The 18,549-nt window shown below is 72.5% G+C and carries 16 protein-coding genes and 1 pseudogene; 7 read left to right on the top strand and 10 right to left on the bottom strand.

The features are described from left to right. Window positions 1-55 precede the first annotated feature (55 nt). On the bottom strand, window positions 56-427 hold the full coding sequence (locus tag IPT68_RS13470; protein ID WP_189699006.1) for a hypothetical protein: 372 nt from the start codon (window positions 425-427) through the stop codon (window positions 56-58). A gap of 272 nt (window positions 428-699) precedes the next feature. Here IPT68_RS13470 and IPT68_RS13465 point away from each other — a divergent pair, with 272 nt between their 5' ends. From IPT68_RS13465 to IPT68_RS13455, 3 genes are all read left to right on the top strand, one after another. Then, window positions 700-4,413 carry an ABC transporter ATP-binding protein gene (locus IPT68_RS13465; protein WP_189699005.1) on the top strand — a complete coding sequence of 1,238 codons (3,714 nt, stop codon included), beginning with the start codon at window positions 700-702 and terminating at the stop codon, window positions 4,411-4,413. A gap of 78 nt (window positions 4,414-4,491) precedes the next feature. Beyond that, entirely contained in the window at window positions 4,492-4,881 is a 390-nt protein-coding gene (locus IPT68_RS13460; protein ID WP_189699004.1) for a hypothetical protein, read from the top strand. A gap of 132 nt (window positions 4,882-5,013) precedes the next feature. Then, window positions 5,014-6,432, top strand: a complete 1,419-nt coding sequence (locus IPT68_RS13455) for a S28 family serine protease (RefSeq protein ID WP_189699003.1) — start codon at window positions 5,014-5,016, stop codon at window positions 6,430-6,432. A 17-nt stretch (window positions 6,433-6,449) separates the two neighbouring features. Here IPT68_RS13455 and IPT68_RS13450 read toward each other — a convergent pair whose 3' ends face one another. From IPT68_RS13450 to IPT68_RS13440, 3 genes are all read right to left on the bottom strand, one after another. After that, a complete protein-coding gene (locus tag IPT68_RS13450) occupies window positions 6,450-6,647 on the bottom strand; it encodes a WD40 repeat domain-containing protein (protein ID WP_189699002.1) in 198 nt (65 codons plus the stop codon). Between the two features lie 2 nt (window positions 6,648-6,649). Then, window positions 6,650-7,258 carry a hypothetical protein gene (locus tag IPT68_RS13445; protein ID WP_373300626.1) on the bottom strand — a complete coding sequence of 203 codons (609 nt, stop codon included), beginning with the start codon at window positions 7,256-7,258 and terminating at the stop codon, window positions 6,650-6,652. Between the two features lie 131 nt (window positions 7,259-7,389). After that, window positions 7,390-9,222 (bottom strand): glycoside hydrolase family 3 protein, encoded by a 1,833-nt coding sequence (locus IPT68_RS13440; protein ID WP_228040423.1) that lies wholly within the window; start codon window positions 9,220-9,222, stop codon window positions 7,390-7,392. A 420-nt stretch (window positions 9,223-9,642) separates the two neighbouring features. Between IPT68_RS13440 and IPT68_RS13435 the strand changes: the two are divergent. Beyond that, window positions 9,643-10,245: pseudogene (locus tag IPT68_RS13435) on the top strand (3-phosphoshikimate 1-carboxyvinyltransferase); the annotation flags it as partial. A gap of 24 nt (window positions 10,246-10,269) precedes the next feature. Here IPT68_RS13435 and IPT68_RS13430 read toward each other — a convergent pair. The 5 genes from IPT68_RS13430 to IPT68_RS13410 form a co-directional block, all read right to left on the bottom strand. Next, the gene (locus IPT68_RS13430) at window positions 10,270-11,070 is read right to left on the bottom strand and encodes a sugar phosphate isomerase/epimerase family protein (RefSeq protein WP_189698999.1); all 801 of its coding nucleotides are present in this window, start codon (window positions 11,068-11,070) and stop codon (window positions 10,270-10,272) included. A 48-nt stretch (window positions 11,071-11,118) separates the two neighbouring features. Then, on the bottom strand, window positions 11,119-12,051 hold the full coding sequence (locus IPT68_RS13425) for a bifunctional helix-turn-helix transcriptional regulator/GNAT family N-acetyltransferase (RefSeq protein ID WP_189698998.1): 933 nt from the start codon (window positions 12,049-12,051) through the stop codon (window positions 11,119-11,121). 88 nt (window positions 12,052-12,139) lie between these two features. After that, window positions 12,140-12,739 (bottom strand): dihydrofolate reductase family protein, encoded by a 600-nt coding sequence (locus IPT68_RS13420; RefSeq protein ID WP_189698997.1) that lies wholly within the window; start codon window positions 12,737-12,739, stop codon window positions 12,140-12,142. A 103-nt stretch (window positions 12,740-12,842) separates the two neighbouring features. After that, window positions 12,843-13,280, bottom strand: coding sequence for a nuclear transport factor 2 family protein (locus IPT68_RS13415; protein WP_189698996.1), 438 nt, complete (start codon window positions 13,278-13,280; stop codon window positions 12,843-12,845). A 167-nt stretch (window positions 13,281-13,447) separates the two neighbouring features. Beyond that, entirely contained in the window at window positions 13,448-14,494 is a 1,047-nt protein-coding gene (locus IPT68_RS13410; RefSeq protein ID WP_189698995.1) for a LacI family DNA-binding transcriptional regulator, read from the bottom strand. Between the two features lie 191 nt (window positions 14,495-14,685). Between IPT68_RS13410 and IPT68_RS13405 the strand changes: the two genes are divergently transcribed. The 3 genes from IPT68_RS13405 to IPT68_RS13395 are packed head-to-tail and all read left to right on the top strand — an operon-like array spanning window position 14,686 to window position 17,818. After that, window positions 14,686-15,837 (top strand): Gfo/Idh/MocA family protein, encoded by a 1,152-nt coding sequence (locus IPT68_RS13405; protein ID WP_189698994.1) that lies wholly within the window; start codon window positions 14,686-14,688, stop codon window positions 15,835-15,837. Then, the gene (locus tag IPT68_RS13400) at window positions 15,834-16,985 is read left to right on the top strand and encodes a dihydrodipicolinate synthase family protein (protein ID WP_189698993.1); all 1,152 of its coding nucleotides are present in this window, start codon (window positions 15,834-15,836) and stop codon (window positions 16,983-16,985) included. Before IPT68_RS13405 ends, IPT68_RS13400 begins: the two co-directional genes overlap by 4 nt. 32 nt (window positions 16,986-17,017) lie before the next feature. Next, window positions 17,018-17,818, top strand: a complete 801-nt coding sequence (locus IPT68_RS13395) for a sugar phosphate isomerase/epimerase family protein (RefSeq protein ID WP_189699197.1) — start codon at window positions 17,018-17,020, stop codon at window positions 17,816-17,818. Window positions 17,819-17,896: 78 nt separating this feature from the next. Here IPT68_RS13395 and IPT68_RS13390 read toward each other — a convergent pair whose 3' ends face one another. Then, a complete protein-coding gene (locus IPT68_RS13390; protein WP_189698992.1) occupies window positions 17,897-18,382 on the bottom strand; it encodes a carboxymuconolactone decarboxylase family protein in 486 nt (161 codons plus the stop codon). Between the last annotated feature and the right edge of the window lie 167 nt (window positions 18,383-18,549).

Genomic DNA, 18,549 nt, shown 5'->3' with positions numbered 1-18,549 from the left:
CCGGCCGCCGCCTCCCGGGAACCTGCCGCGCGCCGTCAAGGGTCCTGCGGGCGCGTCACTTCAGCGCGTCGCCGAACCGTTCCTCGTGGTCCGCGCGCAGCGCGCGGTACCCGTCGGCGAAGGCGTTCTGCTCGGGCGGGCTCATGGTGCCGGTCGGTATCCGTCCGTTCGCCGGAAGGAGGTCCGGCAGTTCACGGAAGACGGCGACCGCCGCCTCCGCGCGGGCGTTGCCCCTGCCTTTCGCCTGGCAGAGGAGGTTGACGACGGCTGCCATGTTGTTTTTCAGGAGGTCCGACGGCTGGTCTTTCTTGGCGTACTGCTCCGGCGTCGGCGGTGTCTGCCCGGGTACGGCGAGCAGGCGCAGGGTCCACAGTGCCGCGTGCAGCTGCCCGCACGCGAAGTGCTGGGGATGTCTCTGGTTCGGCATGCTCGATGTCTGCCCAGGACACGCCGTCGTCATGAACGCGCCCGCGCCGCCACACGCTGCACGAGGACGCCGCCCCTCCGCCACCGGCCCCGCCTACGGTGACGCCCGTGCGCCTGAGAACCGTACGCACCGCACTCGCCACCGTCACGACCCGCTTCCACTCCCTGCGCGTGCGTCTTTGATCACTGACTCCGAGTGGTCCGGCGGGATGAAATCCGCCCCGCTCCGCGTTGGTGCCTTCCGGTAGATCAGGACGATCGGAGGGCACCGGCGTGGTAGCGCAGCGGGGATGGGCACGACGACTGTGGGGCTACGCCTGGCGCCATCCCAAGGACGTCGTCCTGGCCCTCGGCTCGTCGCTCGGCGGCATGGCCGTCATGGCCCTGGTCCCCCTGATCACCAAGGTGATCATCGACGACGTGGTTGCCGACAGGACCCGTGCCATGGCCCCCTGGGCCTCCCTCCTCGTCGCCGCCGCCGCCCTCGTCTACGTCATGACCTACATCCGCCGCTTCTACGGCGGCCGGCTCGCCCTCGACGTCCAGCACGACCTGCGGACGGAGATGTACGGGACGATCACCCGGCTCGACGGCCGCAGGCAGGACGAGCTGTCCACCGGCCAGGTCGTCGGCCGGGCCACCAGCGATCTCCAGCTGATCCAGGGCCTGCTCTTCATGCTCCCGATGACCATTGGGAACCTGCTGCTCTTCGTGATCTCCCTGGTGATCATGGCGTGGCTGTCGCTGCCGCTGACCTTCGTGGCCCTGGCCGTCGCGCCCGCCCTGTGGTTCATCGCCAAGCGCAGCCGCAGCAGGCTGCACCCCGCCACCTGGTACGCCCAGGCCCAGGCCGCCGCCGTCGCGGGCGTCGTCGACGGCGCCGTCACCGGCGTCCGCGTCGTGAAGGGGTTCGGGCAGGAGGACCAGGAGACCGGCAAGCTCCGGGAGGTCGGCAGGAAGCTGTACGCCGGGCGCCTGCGCACCATCCGGCTGAACAGCAAGTTCACCCCCGCCCTCCAGGCGGTCCCCGCCCTCGGCCAGGTCGCGATGCTCGCCCTCGGCGGCTGGCTGGCCGTGCGCGGCCACATCACGCTCGGCACGTTCGTCGCCTTCTCCACCTACCTCGCCCAGCTCGTCGGCCCGGTCCGCATGCTCGCCGTCGTCCTCACGGTCGCCCAGCAGGCCCGCGCGGGCACCGAACGCGTCCTGGAGCTGATCGACACCGAGCCGTCGCTGAACGACGGGCTCCACGACCTGCCCGCCGACGCGCCCGCCACCGTCGAGTTCGACGACGTCTCCTTCGGCTACGACCGCAGCAAGCCCGTCCTCGACGGCCTCACCTTCGAGATCCGCCCCGGCGAGACCCTCGCCGTCGTCGGCTCCTCCGGTTCCGGCAAGTCGACGGTCTCCCTGCTCCTGCCACGGCTCTACGACGTCACCCACGGCGCCGTCCTCGTCGGCGGCCACGACGTCCGCGAGCTCACCCTCGCCTCGCTGCGCGCCGCGATCGGCCTGGTCCCCGAGGACTCGTTCCTCTTCTCCGACACGGTCCGCAACAACATCGCCTACGGTCACCCCAAGGCCACCGACGAACAGATCGAGGCCGCCGCCCGCGCCGCCCAGGCCGACCGTTTCGTCCGGGAGCTCCCCGACGGCTACGACACCAAGGTCGGCGAGCACGGCCTGACCCTCTCCGGCGGCCAGCGCCAGCGCATCGCCCTCGCCCGCGCGCTGCTCACCGACCCGCGCCTGCTCGTCCTCGACGACGCCACCTCCGCCGTGGACGCCCGCGTCGAGCACGAGATCCACGAGGCCCTCCGGCACGTCATGCGGGGCCGCACCACCCTGCTCATCGCCCACCGGCGCTCCACGCTCAACCTCGCCGACCGCATCGCCGTCCTGGACGCCGGCCGGCTCGCCGACATCGGCACCCACGAGGAGCTCCAGAAACGCTCCGCCCTCTACCGCCGCCTGCTCACCGACCCCGACGAACTCGGCGCCGTCTCCCCGGGCCACGCCCAGCCCGCCGTCCCGCGGGAGGACACCTCCGTCCGGGACGAACTGGACGCCGAGTTCGACGCCGAACGCGGGGTCACGCCCCGGCTGTGGACCGGTGACCGCGAGCCCAAGGACACCGCCCTCGTGGGCACCCCGGCCACCCCGGAGCTGCTCGCCCAGGTCGACGCCCTGCCCCCGGCCACCGACACCCCCGACGTCGACGAGGCCCGCGCCGTGCGGCCGGAGGAGTCGTACGGGCTGCGGCGGCTGCTGCGCGGGTTCGGGCTGCCCCTGCTGGTCAGTCTCGGCCTCGTCGCCGTCGACGCGGGGATGGGGCTGCTGCTTCCCGTGCTGATCCGGCACGGCATCGACAGCGGTGTCACCAACGCCGCCCTCGGCGCCGTCTGGGCCGCCTCGCTGCTCGGTCTGCTCGCCGTCCTCGCCCAGTGGGCGGCGCAGATCGGCGAGACCCGGATGACCGGCCGTACCGGCGAACGCGTGCTGTACGCCCTGCGCCTGAAGATCTTCGCCCAGCTCCAGCGGCTGGGGCTCGACTACTACGAGCGGGAGCTCACGGGCCGGATCATGACCCGGATGACGACGGACGTGGACGCGCTGTCGACGTTCCTCCAGACGGGCCTGGTGACCGCCTTCGTCTCCGTCGTCACCTTCTTCGGGATCATGGTCGCCCTGCTGGTGATCGACGTCCAGCTCGCGCTCGTCGTGTTCGCCACCCTCCCGCCGCTGATCATCGCCACCTACTTCTTCCGCAGGGCGAGCGTGAAGGCGTACGAACTGGCGCGCGAGCGGGTGTCGACGGTCAACGCCGACCTCCAGGAGACCGTGTCCGGGCTGCGCATCGTGCAGGCCTTCCGGCGCGAGCGGGACGGCGGACGGCGGTTCGCGGAGCGCAGCGACAGCTACCGGCAGGCCCGCATCCGCGGTCAGTGGCTGATCTCCGTCTACTTCCCCTTCGTGCAGTTCCTGTCGTCCGCCGCCGCGGCTGCGGTGCTCGTCGCGGGCGCCGGGCGGGTGCAGGCGGGCACGCTCACCACGGGTGCGCTGGTCGCCTACCTCCTCTACATCGACCTGTTCTTCGCGCCCGTCCAGCAGCTCTCCCAGGTCTTCGACGGCTACCAGCAGGCGTCCGTCTCGCTCGGCCGCATCCAGGAACTGCTGCGGGAGCCGACGTCGACGAAGTCCGCCGACGCACCCCGCGACGTGCTCTCCCTGCGGGGCGCCGTCGCCTTCGAGGACGTCCACTTCCGTTACGGGGACGACGAGGAGGCCCTGACCGGCATCGATCTGACCGTCCCCGCCGGGCAGACCGTCGCCTTCGTCGGCGAGACCGGCGCGGGCAAGTCGACGCTGGTGAAGCTGGTGGCGCGGTTCTACGACCCCACCGGGGGACGGGTCACCGTCGACGGCGCCGACGTGCGCGACCTCGACCTCACCTCCTACCGGCACCGGCTGGGCGTCGTACCGCAGGAGGCGTACCTCTTCCCCGGCACCGTCCGCGACGCCATCGCCTACGGCCGTCCCGACGCCACCGACGCCGAGGTCGAGGCCGCGGCCCGCGCGGTCGGCGCGCACGAGATGATCGCGACGCTGGAGGGCGGTTACCTCCACGAGGTCGCCGAGCGCGGCCGCAACCTCTCCGCCGGGCAACGGCAGCTGATCGCGCTGGCCCGCGCCGAACTCGTCGACCCTGACATCCTGCTCCTCGACGAGGCGACGGCCGCGCTGGACCTGGCCACCGAGGCACAGGTCAACCAGGCGACGGACCGGCTGACCGGCCGCCGCACCACCCTCGTGGTCGCCCACCGCCTGACCACCGCAGCCCGCGCGGACCGGGTCGTCGTGATGGACCACGGCCGGGTCGTGGAGGACGGCACGCACGAGGAACTGCTGGCGCGCGGCGGGCGGTACGCGCGGCTGTGGCGGACGTTCATCGGGGCGCCGGAAGAGGAGAAGACCGTAGGCGTCTGAGCCCGTGCAACCATCGGGCGTACGTCGTGCGTCCGTACATCCGTACGTCGATCCGAGGGGCGCGCGGAGGGGACGACTGTGGACACGGGTGCGATACGACGTCGGACGGCGCTCGGCGTGGCCGTGCTGACCGCGTCCGGGCTGCTGGCGCTCACCGCGCCGGCGGAGGCGCACGCGGCGGCGTCGAACTGCGCCGGACGCAAGGTCAGGACGCTGCCGTTCTCCACCGGAGCCGTGCACGTCTACAAGCGCGGCGGGTACGTCTGCGCCGTCACCCTCCCGAAGAACCCCGGCCCGAAGCGGCCGATGATGGTCAGCGTGCAGGCGCGCGGCAACCGCCCCGTCGTCGACGAGGGCCGGTACGCGCACCGCGCGGGACCGGTGACCGTGCACGCCGGGCAGCGCTGCGTGTGGGTGAAGGGCGCGGTGGGGAGAGGCTCGGTCAGCTCCGGCTGGATCCTCTGCTGACCTGCTGACCTGCTGACCTGCTGACCTGCTGACCTGCTGACCTGCTGACCTGCTGGTTCGTCAACCGCCCTGGTGCACAGGTGTGTTGCTCCGATAGCTTCCGGCGCACATCTGTTCTCACAGGGAGGGTGCATGCGCAAGGCGCTCAGATGGCTGCTCGCGCTCACCGTGTTCATAGGCACGCTGAGCACGGCGGGGGCGGCCACCGCGGCCCAGCCGGAGGCCACCGACATCAAGGATCGGTTGCTCTCCATACCCGGCATGAGCCTGATCGAGGAGAAGCCGTACCCCGGCTACCGCTTCTTCGTCCTCAACTACACCCAGCCGGTCGACCACCGCGCGCCCGCCAAGGGCACGTTCCAGCAGCGGATCACGGTGCTGCACAAGGACGTCTCGCGGCCGACGGTCTTCCACACCAGCGGCTACAACGTCTCCACCAACCCCAGCCGCCGTGAGCCGACCCAGATCGTCGACGGCAACCAGGTCTCCATGGAGTACCGCTTCTTCACGCCGTCCCGGCCCAGCCCGGCCGACTGGACGAAGCTGGACATCTGGCAGGCCGCCAGCGACCAGCACCGCATCTTCACGGCGCTGAAACCCCTCTACACCAAGAACTGGATCTCCACCGGCGGTTCGAAGGGCGGCATGACCGCCACCTACTACGAGCGCTTCTACCCGCGCGACATGGACGGCGTCGTCGCCTACGTCGCCCCCAACGACGTGGTGAACAACGAGGACTCGGCCTACGACCGCTTCTTCGCCACCGTCGGCACCCAGGAGTGCCGCGACCGGCTGAACGGCGTGCAGCGCGAGGCGCTGGTGCGCCGGGAGCCGCTGGAGGCGCGGTACCAGGCGTACGCGGCCGAGAACGGCTACACCTTCGACACCGTCGGCAGCCTCGACAAGGCCTACGAGGCGACCGTCCTCGACTACGTCTGGGGCTTCTGGCAGTACGGCCTGCTGTCCGACTGCGACACCATCCCGGCGGACGCGAAGGACGCGACCGACGAGGAGATCTGGAACTCCATCGACACGGTCGCCGGGTTCTCCTTCTACACCGACCAGGGCCTGGCGCCGTACACGCCGTACTACTACCAGGCGGGCACGCAGCTGGGCGCGCCGACGATCGTCTTCCCGCACATCGAGAAGCAGTACATCCGCTACGGCTACCTGCCGCCCCGGTACTTCGTGCCGCGGTCGATCCCGATGAAGTTCCAGCCGAGCGCGATGAAGGACGTCGACGTCTGGGTCCGGAACAACGCGCGGCACATGCTCTTCGTCTACGGCGAGAACGACCCGTGGGGCGCCGAGCCGTTCCGCCTCGGCAAGGGCGCGCGTGACTCCTACGTCTTCACCGCCCCCGGCGCCAACCACGGCGCCAACGTGGCGGGCCTTCCGGAGCAGCAGAAGGCGCTGGCCACGGCGAAGATCCTGACGTGGGCGGGCGTGGCCTCCACGGCCGTCGCGGACGACCCGGCCGCCGCCAGGCCGCTGGCCGAGTACGACGCCCGCCTCGACAAGCGCGGCGCGGAGCGCACACTGCGGCCGTAGGGCCCGTTTCCGGCACGTCAGCCCGCCGGGCAGACGTGCCCCGTCTCGCGACCCGAGAGGTATGCCGTCCGTTCGTCCTGGGTGAGATCCCGGACGACGCGACGGCATACCGCCCGGATCGCCTCGGCCGGGTCGAGCAGGCCGGTGGTCCACAGCCGGGCGGTCATGCCGGCGCTGCCGGTGGCGAGGGTGCGGCCGTCGGGGCTGAAGGCCACCGTCACCCCGTCCTGCGGGCGCAGCCCACCGGGTTCTCGCCGCCCAGGTGAACGTACAGCGCCGTGGTGGCCGGGCAGTCGACGCGGGCGGGGACCGCCTCCGTCACCTGGTACTCGGGCCGGCCGCGACCGGTGCTGTCGCACGCCGTCTCCCGCACCTGCCCGTCCCCGGCGTCGTACAGACAGTCCCCGACGATGGTGCGCGGGCCCCCGCCGCCGCCCGGGTCGCCGGGGTGCGGGGGCTGGAGGGAGCGCATGCAGGCGTAGCCCCGCGGGACGACGCCGTCGCCGTCCTCGTCGTGGGAGGGGCGCCGTTCGCTGATGTGCAGCACGAAGTCCGTGGTCGCCGGGCACGGCGGTCCGTCGCCGGCCCTGCCGTCGTGGCGTGCCACGACCCGCGCCGCCGCGCGCTCACCGGAGCAGGGCACCTCGGTGAAGCTCGTCGTACCGAACGAACTGCACTCGTCGACCGCCAGGAACACGGCCCCGAACCCCGAGGACCGGGCCGGCGTCGGTGACGGGCCGGGCCCCGGGCCGTGCTCCGCCGCCTCGCTCTGACAGGCCATCAGCAGGGCCGCCAGCACCACCCCCGCACACCGTCCGCCACGCATGGTCATTCCCCCCACCCCGTCCAGCGTGACCCGCCACAGCGGGCCCACGCCAGACACGCGGCGCGCTTTGCGCCAGTTTGGGGGTGGTACGCCGGGAGCGCGGCGTACCGCACACTACGTCCGTTCGCCGCCTAGTACGACAACCCGTGCCCGAGCGGATACAGCACCCGCGCCGGATCGTCCGCCCGCTGCACCGGCACCGGCAGCTTGCCGCGCGGCCGGACCTGACCGGCGATGACCCGGGCCGCCGCCCGCAGCTCCACGTCCGTCCAGGAGTAGGACGCCAGGTAGCCGCGTACGCCCGGCAGCTGGGCCACGTCGTACGGATTGCGGACGGCCACCGCGACCACCGGCTTCCCGGTCGCCAGCAACCGCTCGACCAGCGTCTTCTGCGAGCTGGTCGCCGTGACGTTGTACGTCCCCACGACCACCGCGTCCGCGTCCTGGGCCGCGGCGACGGCGCGGTCGACGGTCGCCGCGGACGGCGCGGTGCCGGTGGACAACGCGGTCGCCGTGAAGCCGAGTTCGGTCAGCGCGGCCGCGAGGACGCCGGTGGGCGGGCCCGTCGTGCCGGACGGCGAGGCCGGGTCGGCGCCGACCACCAGCAGCCTGGGGTGCTCACGCGGGGACAGGGGCAGCAGTCCGCCCTCGTTGACGAGCAGGGTCGTCGTGCGTTCGGCGACCCGGTCGGCGGCGGCGAGGTGCGCCTCGGTGCCGACGGCGCGGTCGACGCCCCGCGCGCTGACGTACGGCTCCGCGAACAGCCCCAGCTTCGACTTCAGCCGCAGCACCCGCAGGATCGATTCGTCGAGCCGTTCCTCGGTGAGCTCGCCGTCCTGCACGGCCTTCAGGACCGCGTTCCAGGCGACGTCGAGCTTGGGCGGGTTGAGCAGCTGGTCCACGCCCGCCTTCAGCGCCAGCACCGGCACCCGGTCGTCGCCGTACTTCGTACGCACGCCCTCCATGCCGAGGGAGTCGGTGACCACGACCCCGTCGTAGCCCAGCTCCTCGCGCAGGATGCCGGTGAGGATCGGGCGGGAGAGCGTGGCCGGGTCGCCGGAGGCGTCCAGCGCCGGGACCATGATGTGGGCGGTCATGATCGAGTCGATGCCGGCCTTGATCGCCGCCCGGAACGGGGGAGCGTCGATCGTCCCCCACTGCTCCCGGGTGTGCTCGATGACGGGGAAGCCGTAGTGGCTGTCGACCTCGGTGTCGCCGTGACCCGGGAAGTGCTTGGCGGTCGCCGCGACCTTCGAGCGCTGGTACCCGGCGACCTCCGCCGCGACCAGCCCGGCGACCGCGTCCGGGTCGGAGCCGAAGGAGCGGACGCCGATGACCGGGTTGGCGGGGTTGACGTTGACGTCGGCGACGGGGGCGTAGTCCTGCCGGATGCCCATCGCGCGCAGTTCCTCGCCGGCGATCCGGCCGAGGGTGCGGGCGTCGGCGCGCGAGCCGCCGGCGCCGACGGCCATCGCGCCGGGGAACAGCGTCGCCGGCTTGCCCACGCGGGCCACTATCCCGTGTTCCTGGTCCGTGGAGATCAGCACGGGCAGGCCGCGCGGGAGGTCGAGGGAGGCCTTCTGGATGCCGTTCGACAGGTCCGCGATCTGGTGCGGGGCGCGGGTGTTGTGCGCCCACGCGAAGTAGATGATGCCGCCGAGACGGTACTTGGCGAGCAGTTCGGCGGCCGTGCGCACGCCGAGTTCCCTCAGGTTGGCGTCGATGTCGGCCTGGTCGGGGGCGGTGGCGGAGTGGCCGTAGACCCGGGAGACGAACAGCTGGCCGACCTTCTCCTCCAGGCTCATCCGGGAGATGAGCCCCCGAAGGCGTCGGTCGTCGTCGGCGTGGGCGCTGCCCTGACCGATCGTCAGGGCCGCGGTGACGCCCGCGGTGGCGGCGAGGACGGTACGTCTGGAGGGGGTGGCAGAGGTGTTTCCTGCGCTAGGCGTGCTGGCGTGGTGCACGTGCGCTCCTTCCGGAGGAGATCGCTGAAGGAAACTTCCAAAGGGCCACCAATATCCGGGAAGTTTCTGCCGGTCAAGGGGACGCACAGCCCCGGCCGGACGAGGGGCCGCCATCGGCGCATGGAGGGGGGCGCGCCGATGGCGGCGGACCGCCGGCCGCGGTACGGCGGAGAGGGTGGCCGGCCCTCGCAGCCGGCGGCGAGGGCCGACACCGCAACGCGGAGACTCATCCGGCAGCCGCGCATTGGACGAGCGGAACCCGACTCGGGTTCCCGCCACCGCGGACCGGGTGCCCGAGGGACGACGGCAGGGCCGAGCAGTGGCGGCATGGAGAGTGCGACGAGGAGGGTGGTGCGCCGTCAGGAGGGAGACGCCGGGCGCGGGACGGAGTCGCGGGCGCGGTCCGCGGACGCGTCGGGCGGCGGCTACCGCGCCACGACGTAGGCGATCGAACCGGACGCCTCCACCGCCGGCTCCTTCTTCACGGCCGCCGCGCTGACCGGCGGCGAGGTGACCCTCCCCGGACTCGGCGAGGGCGCGCTGCAAGGCGATCTGGCCTTCGTGGACGTACTGCGCAGGATGGGCGCGCACGTGGAGGTGGCCGCGGACCGCACCACGGTCCGGGGCACGGGCCGCCTGGACGGCCTCACGGTCACCATGCGCGACATCTCCGACACCATGCCGACCTTGGCCGCGACCGCGCCCTTCGCCTCCGGCCCGGTCCGCATCGAGGACGTGGCCCACACGCGCGTGAAGGAGTGCGAGCGCCTGGAGGCGTGCGCGGAAAACCTGCGGCGGCTGGGCGTGGCCGTGTCCACCGGCCCCGACTGGATCGAGATCCGGCCGGGCCGGCCCGTGGCCGCCGACATCAAGACCTACGGCGACCACCGCATCGTGATGTCCTTCGCGGTGACCGGCCTGCGGACGCCGGGGATCACGTACGACGACCCGGGCCGCGTACGGAAGACCTTCCCCGGCTTCCACGAGGCGCTCGCCGAGCTGCGCGGCCGTCCGCCCTGCTGACCGGCCCGCCGGCGCCGTACGGGATCAGGCCGAGTCGTTGAGCAGACGCGCCAGATGGTCGCGGCCCGCGCCCAGCAGGTCGGGCAGCGGCACCGCGTCCTCGTACCAGCGCTTCTCGTACTCCCAGCACAGCCAGCCGTCCCAGCCGTGCCGGGAGAGCAGCTCCACGGTCTCGGCGAGCGGGAGCACGCCGGCGCCGAGGGGGAGCGGAGCCCTGTCGTCGGCCGAGGCGATGTCCTTGACCTGGACGTAGCCGAGGTAGGGGGAGAGGGCCGCGTACGTCTCCGAGGGCTGCTCGCCGCCCAGCCAGGTGTGCATCAGGTCCCACAGCGCGCCGACCCGACGGTGGCCGACCAGCCCCAGCACCCGCATCGCGTCGGCGCCGGTGCGGTGCGAGTCGTGGGTTTCGAGCAGGATGCGCACATCCGCGTCGCCGGCGTACTCGGCGGCCGTGCCGAGGCGGCGGGCCGCGATCGCGTCGGCCTCCCCGGCCTCCTGCTCCGCCGTACCGCCGGGGAAGACCCGGACGTACGGCGCGCCCAGGTCGCCGGCCAGGTCGATCAGGGCGCGCAGTTCGGCGAGCACGGGCTCGTCGTCGCCCGGAGCCGCCACGCGCGTGTACCCGGCGACACCGAGCAGCTCGACGCCGGACGCCTTGAACTCGGCGGCGACGTCCGCCCGTTCGGCGGCCCCGATGCCGGGGTGCACCGGCTCTTCGGGGTGCGCACGCAGTTCCACGCCGTGGTAGCCGTGCTCGGTCGCGAGTCGGAGGACGTCCGGCAGGGGAAGGCCGGGGACACCGAGGGTGGAGAACGCCAGCTTCATGTACCCAGCTTCATATACGCGGGGCCCTCCCGTCACTTCGGTGCCGTGTCATTCCGGGCGCGGGCGCAGCTCCAGCCGCCAGTCCTGGCCCACCAGGTCCCTGCCGAACGAGCGGTGCGGCCGCTCGGCGACCAGGGCGAAACCGTGCCGCTGGTAGAGCCGGCGGGCGGCGGTGAGCACGTCGTTCGTCCACAGCACGAGTTCGCGGTGGCCGGCCCCGCGCGCGAAGTCGACGACCGACCGCACCAGCCGGTCGCCGATGCCGAGACCCCGCGCGTCCGGTTCGACCAGCAGCAGCCGCAGCCGGGCGGTGGCCGGCGCCTCGTCCCGTACGCACATCACGCACCCCACCGGACGCCCGTCCAGCTCGGCGATCCAGACCCGCTCCAGGCGCGGATCGTGCCCCTGTGCGAAGTCCGCGACGATCCGGGCGACCAGCCCCTCGTAGTCGCTGTTCCAGCCGTACTCGGCGGCGTACAGCGCGGCGTTGCGCTGCACGATCCAGCCCAGGTCGCCGGGGCCCGGCTCGCGCAGCACCACGTCCCCGGGGCCCGGGGTCCGATCGCCGCCCAAGACCGTCCGTACCGTCCGCAGCGCCTCGGCGAGCCGCCCCCGCTCCATGGGCGGCACGGTGGCCAGCAGCTCCTCGACGGCCCGATGCGCCCGCTCGTCCAGCAGGCCGGCGGTCTCCCGGCCCCGCGCGGTCAGGGTGATCCGCCGTCGGCGCGTGTCCCGCTCGGAGGGCGTCCGCTCGATCAGCCCGTCCTGCTCGAACCTGTTCAGGATGCGGCTCAGATATCCGGCGTCCAGGTGCAGCTCGACACGCAGGTCGGCGGCGTCCGTGCGCGGCGAGTGGGCGAGCTCGTACAGGACACGGGACTCGGTGAGGGTGTACGGGGCGTACAGGTGGCGGCCGTAGTCGAGGGCGCCGATGAGGTGGGTGTAGAAGCGGTTGAAGGAGCGGATGTCCTGCACGGTCATGATCGGCCCCACTCCGGATGGTTGACTCAGTCAGAGATCCTGTGGGGTCGAGCCTAGGCCGCCATCCGCTCCTCGTCCACGCCCCGGTCTACTGGGGGGTGGCCCGCCGGTAGACGCAGACCTGGGCGCCCGTGTCCGAGGCGGTCGTCGAGACCAGTTCGAAGGCGGCCTTCGTGCCGTCGTCCGGGAAGATCGACTTGCCGCCGCCCAGCATCACCGGCATCACGATCAGCCGCAGCTCGTCCACCAGACCCTCGCCCAGCAGAGTGCGGGCGAGGGTCGGGCTGCCCATCACCAGCAGGACCCCGCCCTCGGCGGCGGCCAGTTCGCGCAGCTCGGCGACGGCGTCGGCGGCCGGGACGCGGGTGGTGTTGTCCCACGCCTTGGTGTCGTCGTCCCCGAGGGTGCCGGTGACGACGTACTTGCGGATGGAGTTCATCCGGTCGGCGAACGGGTCGCCGGCCCGCTCGGGCCACGCCCCGGCCATCGTCTGCCAGGTCCGCCGCCCGAACAGCAGGGCCTCGGCCTCCTCCAGCGCGGCGTTGAAGGCCCCGCCGACGACCTCCGGGTCGAAGAAGGGGTGCGACCAGCCTCCGTGGGCGAATCCGCCGTCGGTGTCCTCCTGGGGCCCGCCGGGGGCCTGGACGACGCCGTCGAGGCTGATGAACTCGCTGATGACGATACGCATGAGAAGGCTCCTGCTGTCCGGTCCGGTCGACTGTGCCGCAACTGCACTGATGGGTAAGTGCATTGAACTCAACTGCACTGAAGACCGCGACCCCGCCCGGAAGTCATCGCTCGGCGGGCGACCGATCCACCGCCGGCGGCCGTCCCTGCGTCCACACCGGCCGCACCGCCATCCGGCTGAACCGCCAGCCGTCCCGTGTCAGCCGCACCTCGGCGTCGAAACGCCCGCCGACGGTGAACAGGGTCTCGTCCTCGTGCACATGGGTCATGTGGGCGTTCCAGGAGACGTCGGCCCGCTCGCCGTCGACGTCGACGAGGATCCCGGACGCCAGGTGCTGCGTCCGCACGAACCGCCCGACGGCCTCCTGCGAGAGCCGGCCGACCGCCTCGGCGCCCTCGGCCGCGCCGACCGGCGTCTCCATCCGTACGTCCTCGGTGACGAGGTCGCGCATCCAGGCCGGGGAGGAGTCGCGGGCGTCGAGGCCGCGGAAGAGACGGTGGACGAGGATGTGGATGTCCAGGGACACGGTGTGATCGCTCATGGGGTGAGCGTCGTACGTCAACCGCGCTTGAGGTCAAGGCGAGCCGGCCGAACCCCGCCCAGGAGTACGCGGGCTGTGAGGTGGGGGAGCCGGAGTCCCGCCCCCGGGACGCGGCACCCGCCTCGGACCCCGCCCGTCCGACCGGAGACGCAGGGACCGCCCGTCCCTCACCCTCGCGGCGTCCCCGTGGACCCGCGGACCATCAGCTCCCCCCGGACCGTGGCGATCCCGCCCGGCGGTGGCTCCTCGCGGCCCATGGCGATCCGCCCGGCCCGCGCCCCCGCCTCCGCGAGCGGCAGCCGCACCGTCGTGAGCGCGGGCACCGCGTCGATGCTGAACGGCAGATCGTCGAACCCGGCGACCGAGACGTCCTCCGGGATCCGCCGCCCCGACTCCCGCAGTGCGGCGCAGGCACCCAGGGCGACCGAGTCGTTCGCGGCGACCACGGCCGTGAGGGACGGATCGCGGCGCAGCAGCTCCAGCGTGGCCTCGTAGCCGGACCGGCGGTCGTAGCGGCCGTGCACCGTCCAGGCCGGGTCCTGCGGTATCCCCGCCGCCTCCAGCGCGGCCCGGTGCCCCTCCAGGCGGTGCCGGGTCGTGGTCCGCTCCTCGGGTCCGGCGATGTAGCCGAGCCGTCGGTGCCCCAGCCCGATCAGGTGCTCCGTCAACCGCCGTCCGCCGCCGCGGTTGTCGAAGGTCAGCGCCACCGCCTGGGTCTCCGGCGCGGGCGGCCGCCCGCACAGCACCACCCGGGTCCCCGCCTCGGTCAGCTTCCGCAGCTTCGCCGACACCGCCGCCACGTGCGCGGCGTTCTCCACGGCGCCACCGGTCAGCACGACCGCCGCGGCGCGCTGCCGCTGCAACAGGGTCAGGTACGTCAGCTCGCGCTCGGGGGAGCCGCCGGTGTTGCAGACGACCGCGAGCCGCTCGCCGCCCGCTCTGCCGCCGGGACCGCCGATCTCCGACTGGATCGCGCTCGCCATGATCCCGAAGAAGGGGTCGGCGATGTCGTTCACCAGGATGCCGACCAGGTCGGAGGTGGCCGCGGCGAGCGCGCTCGCCGGGCCGTTGAGGACGTAGTCCAGCTCGTCGACGGCCTTGAGCACCCGCTCGCGGGTGGAGGCGGCGACCGGGTAGTTGCCGTTCAGCACGCGCGACACCGTCGCGGGCGAGACCTGGGCGCGGGCAGCCACGTCCGCCAGGGTCACCGTCATCTCGTCGTCCTCCGGTAGCGCATCCTGTTTTTCTCCGCGTTGACCATAAGGCCACCCACCCCGGTTGTTCGCCCCCTCGAACAACTCGAGACGGTCACGCCCTTGTCCGTACCCCTGCTCAGAGGCTAGCTTCTCACTGTAGAAAGCGCTTGCTGCAATGCTCGTCCACCAGCCACCGCGAGAGGACCCACGTGAACCGCAAGACGGTGCGTATCGCCATGAACGGCGTGACCGGGCGCATGGGCTACCGCCAGCACCTCGTCCGCTCCATCCTGGCCCTCCGGGAACAGGGCGGCCTCGACCTCGGCGACGGCACCGTGCTGTGGCCCGAGCCCGTCCTCGTCGGCCGCCGTGAGCACGCCCTGCGGGCGCTCGCCGAGCGGCACGGCCTGGAGCACGTCTCCACCGACGTCGACGCGGTCCTCGCCGACCCGGCCGTCGACATCTACTTCGACGCCCAGGTCACCTCCGCCCGCGAGGAGGCCGTCAGGAAGGCCATCGCGGCCGGCAAGCACGTCTACACCGAGAAGCCCACGGCCACGGGACTCGAAGCCGCCCTGGAACTGGCCCGCCTCGCGCGGGACGCCGGCATCAAGCACGGCGTCGTCCAGGACAAGCTGTTCCTGCCCGGCCTGCTGAAGCTGAAGCGGCTCATCGACGGTGGCTTCTTCGGCCGCGTGCTGTCCGTGCGCGGCGAGTTCGGCTACTGGGTCTTCGAGGGCGACTGGCAGCCCGCCCAGCGCCCGTCGTGGAACTACCGCGCCGAGGACGGCGGCGGCATCGTGGTCGACATGTTCCCGCACTGGGAGTACGTCCTGCACGAGCTGTTCGGCCGGGTGAAGTCCGTCCAGGCCGTCGCCACCACCCACATCCCGCGGCGCTGGGACGAGAACGGCAAGCCCTACGACGCCACCGCCGACGACGCCGCGTACGGCATCTTCGAACTCGACGGCGGCGCCGTCGCGCAGATCAACTCCTCCTGGGCCGTGCGCGTCAACCGCGACGAGCTGGTCGAGTTCCAGGTGGACGGCACGGAGGGCTCGGCGGTCGCGGGCCTGCGCACCTGCCGCGTCCAGCACCGCAGCGCCACCCCCAAGCCGGTGTGGAACCCGGACGTCCCGGCCACCTACGCCTTCCGCGACCAGTGGCAGGAGGTGCCGGACAACGCCGAGTTCGACAACGGCTTCAAGGCCCAGTGGGAACTGTTCCTGCGGCACGTCCACGCCGACGCCCCCTACCACTGGGACCTGCTCGCCGGCGCCCGCGGTGTCCAGCTCGCCGAACTGGGCCTCAAGTCCTCCGCCGAGGGCCGCCGTGTCGACGTCCCGGAGATCGCGCTGTGACCATCCGGCTCCCCGACGCGCACGGCACCCTGCGGACCTACGAGCCCCGCGCGGAACCCCTGACCGTCACCCCCGGCGCGGGCTTCTCCTGCCGTACGGTCTTCTCCGCGGCGCACGTCGTCGCCGACCCGTTCGCCGACGTCACCCCCGACGCGCCCGCCGCGATCGACTGGGACGCGACCCTCGCCTTCCGCCGCCACCTGTGGTCGCACGGGCTCGGCGTCGCCGAGGCGATGGACACCGCCCAGCGGGGCATGGGCCTGGACTGGGCGGGCGCGGCGGAGCTGATCCGGCGCAGCGCCGCCGAGGCGCGGGCGACCGGGGGCCGTATCGCCTGCGGCGTGGGCACGGACCAGATCGCCTCCGGCACCCTCGCGGAGGTCCGCGCGGCCTACGAGGAGCAGCTGGCGCTGGTCGAGCAGTCCGGCGCCGAGGCGATCCTCATGGCCTCCCGGGCGCTCGCGGCCGCCGCGACCGGCCCCGAGGACTACCTGGAGGTCTACGGCCACCTGCTCCGCCAGGCCTCCGACCCGGTCGTCCTGCACTGGCTCGGGCCGATGTTCGATCCCGCGCTGGAGGGCTACTGGGGCTCGGCGGACCTCGACGCGGCCACCGACACCTTCCTGGACGTCATCGCCGCCCACCCCGACAAGGTCGACGGCGTGAAGATCTCCCTGCTGGACGCCCGGCGCGAGATCGAGCTGCGCCGCCGGCTCCCCAAGGGCGTCCGCTGCTACACCGGGGACGACTTCCACTACCCCGAGCTGATCGCGGGCGACGACCAGGGCTTCAGCCACGCCCTGCTCGGCGTCTTCGACCCGCTGGGGCCGTTGGCGGCGGAGGCGGTACGGGTCCTGGACACGGGGGACGCGGACGGTTTCCGCGCCCTGCTCGACCCCACCGTCGAACTGTCCCGCCACCTCTTCGAGACCCCGACCCGCTTCTACAAGACGGGCGTGGTCCTCCTGGCCTGGCTGGCCGGTCACCAGACGCACTTCACGATGGTCGGCGGCCTCCAGTCGGCCCGGTCTCTGCCGCACTTCGCCCGCGCCTACGAACTCGCCGACGCTCTGGGCCTGTTCCCCGACCCGAAGCTGGCGGAGGAGCGGATGAAGACGCTGCTCGCGCTGTACGGGGTGACGCAGTGACCACCTCACTGGAGCGCTTCAGCATCAACCAGATGACCGTGAAGCAGCTGAGCATGCCCGACCTGGTCGACGCGTGCGTCCAGTTGGACATCGGCCACGTGGGGCTGTGGCGCGAGCCGGTCCGGGCGTACGGCCTGGAGGCGACGGCCAAGCTGGTCCGGGACGCGGGCCTGACGGTGACGACGCTGTGCCGCGGCGGCTTCCTCACGGCGATCGACCCGGCGGAACGGGCCGGTGCCCTGGCCGACAACCGCCGCGCGATCGACGAGGCGGCGACGCTGGGCACGGACACCCTCGTCCTGGTCTCCGGCGGCCTGCCGCCGGGCTCGAAGGACCTGCGCGGCGCGCGGGAACGCATCGCGGACGCGCTCGCGGAGCTGGGCCCGTACGCGGAGCGGCACGGCGTACGCCTCGCCATCGAGCCGCTCCACCCGATGTACGCCGCCGACCGCTGCGTGGTCTCCACCCTGACGCAGGCCCTCGACCTCGCGGAACGCTTCCCCGCGCACCAGGTCGGCGTCACGGTGGACACGTACCACCTCTGGTGGGACGACCAGGCCCCGCCGCAGATCGCCCGGGCGGGCGCCGCCGGCCGCATCCACATCTTCCAACTCGCCGACTGGACGACGCCGTTGCCGGAGGGCGTCCTCGACGGCCGCGGCCAGATCGGTGACGGCTCGATCGACATGCGGGAGTGGAAGGGGTACGTCGAGGCGGCCGGGTACACCGGGCCGATCGAGGTGGAACTGTTCAACGAGGGCCTGTGGGCGCGGGACGGGCGGGAGGTGCTGGCCGAGACGGCACGCAGGTTCGTGCGGCACGTGATCGCCTGAACGACGGACCCCGAGCCCGGGCGCCGTGCGCGGACCCGGCCCGGGTGGTCCCGGCGCCGGGCCCTGTCCGTCGGCCGGTCAGTCGAGCGCGGCGGCGAACATCCCGGCCCGGTAGGAGCCGCCGCGTTGGCGCACGATCACGTTGAGCCGGTTGGCCGCGTTGATCAGGGCGACCAGTGAGACCAGCGCGCCGATCTGGTCGTCGTCGTAGTGCTTGCGCACCCTTGCCCAGGTCTCGTCGGACACGCCGGCTCCGGTGTCGGCGAGGCGGGTGCCCTCTTCGGCGAGCGCCAGCGCGGCCTGCTCCGCCTCGGTGAACACGGTCGACTCGCGCCAGGCGGCGACCAGGTGGAGCCGGACGTCGCTCTCCCCGGCGGCCGCGGCCTCCTTGGTGTGCATGTCGACGCACAGGCCGCAGCCGTTGATCTGGCTGGCGCGCAGCGACACCAGTTCCTGCGTGGACCGCGGCAGCGACGACTGGTGGATCACCAGGCCGGCGTTGGCGAACCGCTTGGCGAACCTGGCGGCGACCTCGTTCTCGTACAGGTTGAATCGGGCGTCCATGACGTCGTCCTCACTCGTGGTCTCGTACCGGACGACCACGAGATGCCGGCGGCCCGGACCCTGTGACGGGGCGGCGCTGTGACGTGTGCCACCGCTCACGGATGTCACAGCGCGGTGAGGACCGGCGTCCTGTGGGCGTGGCACCTTCGACGGCGAAGAGGCGGGAG

It is taken from the genome of Streptomyces chromofuscus, assembly GCF_015160875.1.
Lineage (GTDB): Bacteria > Actinomycetota > Actinomycetes > Streptomycetales > Streptomycetaceae > Streptomyces > Streptomyces chromofuscus.
This window is presented reverse-complemented; position numbering and strand designations above follow the sequence as displayed.

What these genes read in the sequence shown, in the direction of transcription:
- IPT68_RS13415 (WP_189698996.1), bottom strand. Translation starts at nt 13,280, where the DNA reads ATGAGCGATCACACCGTGTCCCTGGACATCCACATCCTCGTCCACCGT.
- IPT68_RS13470 (WP_189699006.1), bottom strand. Translation starts at nt 427, where the DNA reads ATGCCGAACCAGAGACATCCCCAGCACTTCGCGTGCGGGCAGCTGCAC.
- IPT68_RS13420 (WP_189698997.1), bottom strand. Translation starts at nt 12,739, where the DNA reads ATGCGTATCGTCATCAGCGAGTTCATCAGCCTCGACGGCGTCGTCCAG.
- IPT68_RS13410 (WP_189698995.1), bottom strand. Translation starts at nt 14,494, where the DNA reads ATGACGGTGACCCTGGCGGACGTGGCTGCCCGCGCCCAGGTCTCGCCC.
- IPT68_RS13455 (WP_189699003.1), top strand. Translation starts at nt 5,014, where the DNA reads ATGCGCAAGGCGCTCAGATGGCTGCTCGCGCTCACCGTGTTCATAGGC.
- IPT68_RS13395 (WP_189699197.1), top strand. Translation starts at nt 17,018, where the DNA reads ATGACCGTGAAGCAGCTGAGCATGCCCGACCTGGTCGACGCGTGCGTC.
- IPT68_RS13445 (WP_373300626.1), bottom strand. Translation starts at nt 7,258, where the DNA reads ATGCGTGGCGGACGGTGTGCGGGGGTGGTGCTGGCGGCCCTGCTGATG.
- IPT68_RS13430 (WP_189698999.1), bottom strand. Translation starts at nt 11,070, where the DNA reads ATGAAGCTGGCGTTCTCCACCCTCGGTGTCCCCGGCCTTCCCCTGCCG.
- IPT68_RS13425 (WP_189698998.1), bottom strand. Translation starts at nt 12,051, where the DNA reads ATGACCGTGCAGGACATCCGCTCCTTCAACCGCTTCTACACCCACCTC.
- IPT68_RS13390 (WP_189698992.1), bottom strand. Translation starts at nt 18,382, where the DNA reads ATGGACGCCCGATTCAACCTGTACGAGAACGAGGTCGCCGCCAGGTTC.